This is a genomic window from Streptomyces sp. MnatMP-M17, from assembly GCF_900091995.1.
Classification (GTDB): domain Bacteria; phylum Actinomycetota; class Actinomycetes; order Streptomycetales; family Streptomycetaceae; genus Streptomyces.
Genome location: NZ_FMDK01000873.1, coordinates 1 through 5,343, shown reverse-complemented (window position 1 = coordinate 5,343; position 5,343 = coordinate 1). Strand labels below are relative to the sequence as shown.

The window sequence follows — 5,343 nt, the reverse complement described above, 5'->3', positions numbered from 1 at the left end:
CCCGGCAGAAGAGCGGCGGCCAGGCCCGTCACAACGCCCGCCACACCAAGGCGGCGCGCGTCAGACGCCATCGGCTGCCCATGCGCTATCTGCTCCCGTCGCTCATCCTCGTCGCGCTGTTCGCGATGCTGATGCTGCGGGGTTATGTGCACAGCGAGATCCTCGCCGACCACCGCGTACGCGAGTCGGTCGACGCCGATCAGGTGCCCGAGCGGATCCTCAAGGGCGGCCCGGTCATCGACGCCCGCGGCGCCGCTCCTCCCCGAGCGCTGAACATCCCGGACCACAGGCTCGTCCTCACCTTCGACGACGGCCCGGACCCGGTGTGGACTCCCAAGGTCCTCGACAAACTGAAGGAGTACGACGCCCACGGCGTCTTCTTCGTCACCGGCACGATGGCCTCGCGCTATCCGGCGCTGGTGAAGCGGATGGTGGACGAGGGCCATGAGATCGGCCTGCACACCTTCAACCATCCCGACCTCTCCTTCCAGACGAAGTCGCGGATCGAATGGGAGCTCTCCCAGAACCAGCTCGCGCTCGCCGGCGCGGCCGACATCCGCACCTCGCTCTTCCGGCCGCCGTACTCCTCGTTCTCTTCCGCCATGGACAACAAGTCCTGGCCGGTCGCCGAGTACATCGGCAGCCTCGGCTACATCACCGTCCTCGACAGCACCGACAGTGAGGACTGGAAGCGTCCCGGCGCCGATGTGATCAGCCGTAAAGCCACGCCGAAGGGCGGCAAGGGCGCGATCGTGCTGATGCACGACTCCGGTGGCGACCGCTCGCAGACCGTCGAGGCGCTCGGGCACTTCCTGCCGAAGATGCAGGAGCGCGGATACGAGTTCACCACCGTCACCGAGGCCCTCGGCGCGCCCAGCGCCCATACGCAGGTCACGGGCATGGCCCTGTGGAAGGGCAAGGCCTGGGTCGCCGCCGTCGCCCTCTCGGACGACATCACCGGTGTGCTGGTCGTCGGGCTCTCCGTGATCGGTGTGCTGGTCTTCGCACGGTTCGGTCTGATGCTGGTGCTCTCCTTCGCGCACGCGCGCCGGGTGCGCCGCCGCGGCTTCACCTGGGGGCAGCCCGTCACCGAACCGGTGACCGTGCTGGTGCCCGCGTACAACGAACGCGAGTGCATAGCCAATACGGTGCGCTCGCTGATGGAGAGCGACCACCCCGTCGAGGTCATCGTCATCGACGACGGCTCGACCGACGGGACCGCGGACATCGTCGAGGCGCTCTGGCTGCCCAATGTCCATGTCGTACGCCAGGTGAACTCCGGCAAGCCCGCCGCCCTCAACAACGGCATCGCGCACGCCACCCACGATCTGATCGTGATGATGGACGGCGACACCGTCTTCGAGCCGTCCACCGTCCGCGAACTGGTCCAGCCCTTCGGCGATCCGCGCGTCGGCGCCGTCGCGGGCAACGCCAAGGTCGGCAACCGCGACAGTCTCATCGGCGCCTGGCAGCACATCGAGTATGTGATGGGCTTCAACCTCGACCGCCGTATGTACGACATGCTGCGCTGCATGCCCACCATCCCGGGCGCGGTCGGCGCCTTCCGGCGCGAGGCGCTGGAGCGGGTCGGCGGGATGAGCGAGGACACCCTCGCCGAGGACACCGACATCACCATGGCCATGCACCGCGACGGCTGGCGTGTGGTCTACGCCGAGCGCGCCCGTGCCTGGACCGAGGCGCCGGAGTCGGTGCAGCAGCTCTGGTCGCAGCGGTACCGCTGGAGTTACGGCACGATGCAGGCGATCTGGAAGCACCGCCGCGCCCTGTTCGAGCGCGGTCCCTCCGGGCGCTTCGGCCGCGTCGGACTGCCGCTGGTCTCGCTCTTCATGGTGCTGGCACCGCTCCTGGCGCCGCTGATCGATGTGTTCCTGCTGTACGGCCTGGTCTTCGGCCCCACCCAGAAGACCGTCGTGGCCTGGCTCGGCGTACTGCTCATCCAGGCCGTCTGTGCCGCGTACGCCTTCCGGCTCGACCGGGAACGGATGACCCATCTGATCTCGCTGCCTCTCCAGCAGATCCTCTACCGGCAGCTCATGTATGTGGTGCTGCTCCAGTCCTGGATCACCGCGCTCACCGGTGGCCGGCTGCGGTGGCAGAAGCTGCGCCGTACCGGAGTGGTGGAGGCGCCGGGCTCGATCCCGGGCCCGCGTGGGCGTGGTGCCGATCGGAGGCCCGTCGCGTGAACGCTCATTCCGTCGGTACCCGAGCCCATGCGCGCGATCAGGCCGTCCCGGCGGCCGGCGGGCGGGACCGCTATCTGGACCTGCTGCGGGCGGTCGCGCTCGTCAGAGTCGTCGTGTTCCATGTCTTCGGCTGGGCCTGGCTGACGATCCTCTTCCCGTCCATGGGCGTGATGTTCGCGCTCGCCGGATCCCTGATGGCCCGGTCCCTGTCGCAGCGGCCTCCGTGGAGCGTCATCCGCGGCAGGCTGCGCCGGCTGCTCCCGCCGGTGTGGGCGTTCGCGCTGGTCGTCGTACCGCTGATGTTCGTGCTGGGCTGGCGGCCGGCCAGGGAGGAGGGACTGTGGTGGTTCCTCAGACTGGCCAACTACATCGTGCCGTTCGGCGCTCCGCCGTACCCGTACGAGAACGGTTCGCCGAGCGGTCTGCTGGAGGAGACCTGGGCCGAGCAGGCGGCCGGTCCGCTCTGGTACATCCGCGCCTATCTCTGGTTCGTCCTCGCCTCGCCGCTGCTGCTGTGGGCGTTCCGCAAGGTGCCCTGGGCAACGCTGCTCCTCCCGGTCGCGCTCACCGCTGTCCTCGGCTCGGGCCTGGTGGAGATTCCCGGCGAGACCGGTGAGGCACTCTCCGACTTCGCGGTCTACGGCGCCTGCTGGGTCCTCGGCTTCGCCCACAACGACGGAGCGTTCCGTAAGGTCCCGCGCTACATCACGGTCTCGCTGGCCGCCTTCACCATGGCCTTCGCCCTGTGGTGGGCCTCGGGCCATCTCACCGATGAGGGCTGGAACCTGGACGAGATCCCGCTCGCCCAGGCGATGTGGTCGCTGGGCTTCTGCGCGATCCTGCTCCAGTACTCACCGTCGTGGCGGGAGCTCCCGGGCAGGCTCGGGCAGTTCGACACGGTGATCACGCTCGCCAACAACCGTGCCGTGACGATCTATCTCTGGCACAACCTGCTGATCATGGCGACGGTCCCGCTCATCGACCAGCTCTGGAACATCCCGGGGATCGACGCGTACTCCGCCGAGCTGGACTCCGCGTACACGGCCCTGGTCCTGGTCTGGCCGCTGATCGCCCTGATGATCCTGGCGATCGGCTGGGTCGAGGACGTGGCGGCGAAACGCGCGCCACGGCTGTGGCCGAACGGAGCGAAGGAGGCCCGGGAGCGCGCGGCCCGGGACTGATGTCCGCGGCCCGTGTACAGCTCCCGGCTGTCCGGGGTGGGCCGATGATTCGCCCTGTGTTCACCGTCCCAACATCCTGAGCTCATCAACTGTCGACAGCATCGCCGTACTCGACCGGCCGTTCCGTTGGAAGTCTCCCGAGGAGCACGTGTGAAGATCCTCCGCAAGATCTCGTCAAGTGTGAGTGCCACCGGGAAGCCGGGGTCCGGTCGGCCGGCCGCGGCGCTCGGGACCCGGATACGGGATCTCGACGAGGCGAACCGGCGGACCGCGAAGGAGGCCGTGCGGGTCCGGCCGACCACGACCACCGAGATCCTCAACACCCACCGCAAGGCGTTTCCCTACCAGGGATGGGTGGAGATCGACTCCGGCTTCTGTCCTCCGTTCGTCATGTTCTGCGCGAACGACGAGGCCGTGGCCCTCGACACCGTCTGGAACGGCCGCTTCGGCTACGAGATGGGCAGCCTGTACCACTGGAGCCGGCTGGCCGCCGCCAGCCGTACGGTGCTCGACGTCGGCGCGCACGTCGGCTACTACGCGATGATCGCGGCCCTCTCCAGCCCCAAGGCCACCGTGCACGCCTTCGAGCCGGTGCCTCCGATCCACGCCAGGCTGGCGATCAACCACCGGGCGAACGGTCTCAAGAATCTTGTGCTGCACCAGAAGGGCGTCTCGGACGAAGGCGGCCGGGCGGACATCAACATCCGCTTCCCGCTGGCGAATCTGCTCTCCACCGGCTCCTCGCTGGAGGAGTTCGCCAAGCCGCTGGCCAGCGCGTTCACCGCGCGTATCCAGCTCGTCACGCTGGACGAGACGCTCGGGGACACATCCGTCGACCTGATCAAGATCGACGTCGAAGGGCACGAGCCCAGCGTCCTGGAGGGAGCGCAGCAGCTCATCAAGCGCGACCGGCCCGTCATCATTCTCGAAGCCCTGGCGTCGACGCCGATGGACGAACTCACCGGGCCTTTCGCGGATCTCGACTACACGTTCCGCTGGATCTCGGAGGAGGACCAGCGGCTCGTCCCGATCGCCGAGGGACGTCCCGGCAAGAGCCGGAATCTGATCTTCGCGCCGCGGGAGAACGAGTACGCCTGACGGTCCGGGCGCGCTCGGGCCCGCCCGTACCCGGGTCCGGCCGTAGCCGGGCGGTATACCTTCGCCGGGCGCGGGCAGAGGTGGGCCGTGGGAGCCCGGTCGTTCGTTACAGCGCGGAAATGCCCGTGAACCGGGCCCGTCACGCGCCGTTGACAGTCTCGGTCGCCCGGCGACCGGGAGGAGCGGCATGGACGGCCGACGGTACGGCCCTCTCGCGGGATTCACGATCGGCGTCACGGCCGCCCGGCGCGCCGGTGAACTGGGCGCGCTGCTGCGGCGGTACGGCGGTTCCGTCGTCCACGCGCCCGCGCTGCGGATCGTGCGGCCCGCCGACGACACCGAACTCCTCGCCGTCACCAAGGAATTGATCGACGGCGTCCCCGATGTGGTCGTGGCGACGACGGCGATCGGCTTCCGCGGCTGGATCGAGGCGGCGGACGGCTGGGGCCACGGCGAGGAGCTGCTGGCCTGTCTGCGCGCGGTCGAACTGCTCGCCCGCGGGCCCAAGGTGAGAGGTGCCATCAGGGCCGCCGGGCTGGCGGAGGCCTGGTCGCCCGGCGCCGAGTCGATGGCCGAGGTGCTCGACCGGCTGCTCCGCGAGGGCGTCGAGGGCCGGCGGATCGCGCTGCAACTGCACGGCGAGCCGCTGCCCGGATTCGTGGAGTCGCTACGGGCCGGCGGCGCCGAGGTCGTCGTCGTACCGGTCCACCGCTGGATGCCGCCGGAGGATCTCGCACCGGTCGACCGGCTCATCGACGCGACCGTCGCCCGCGCCCTGGACGCCGTCACCTTCACCAGCGCGCCGGCCGCCGCCTCGCTGCTGTCGCGCGCCGGCGAGCGCGGCCGGCTGGCCGCGTTGC

4 protein-coding genes are annotated in these 5,343 nt (G+C 69.4%); all 4 read left to right on the top strand.

The features are described 5' to 3' along the window. Window positions 1-80: 80 nt before the first annotated feature. On the top strand, window positions 81-2,204 hold the full coding sequence (locus GA0115259_RS32480) for a glycosyltransferase (protein WP_093603606.1): 2,124 nt from the start codon (window positions 81-83) through the stop codon (window positions 2,202-2,204). Continuing rightward, complete coding sequence (locus tag GA0115259_RS32475) at window positions 2,201-3,385, top strand: acyltransferase family protein (protein WP_256098238.1); 1,185 nt, start codon at window positions 2,201-2,203, stop codon at window positions 3,383-3,385. Before GA0115259_RS32480 ends, GA0115259_RS32475 begins: the two co-directional genes overlap by 4 nt. A 150-nt stretch (window positions 3,386-3,535) precedes the next feature. Beyond that, window positions 3,536-4,483 (top strand): FkbM family methyltransferase, encoded by a 948-nt coding sequence (locus GA0115259_RS32470; protein WP_093603602.1) that lies wholly within the window; start codon window positions 3,536-3,538, stop codon window positions 4,481-4,483. 187 nt (window positions 4,484-4,670) lie between these two features. Beyond that, window positions 4,671-5,343, top strand: a 673-nt coding sequence (locus GA0115259_RS32465) for a uroporphyrinogen-III synthase (protein ID WP_093603600.1), incomplete at its 3' end; no start/stop codon positions are given.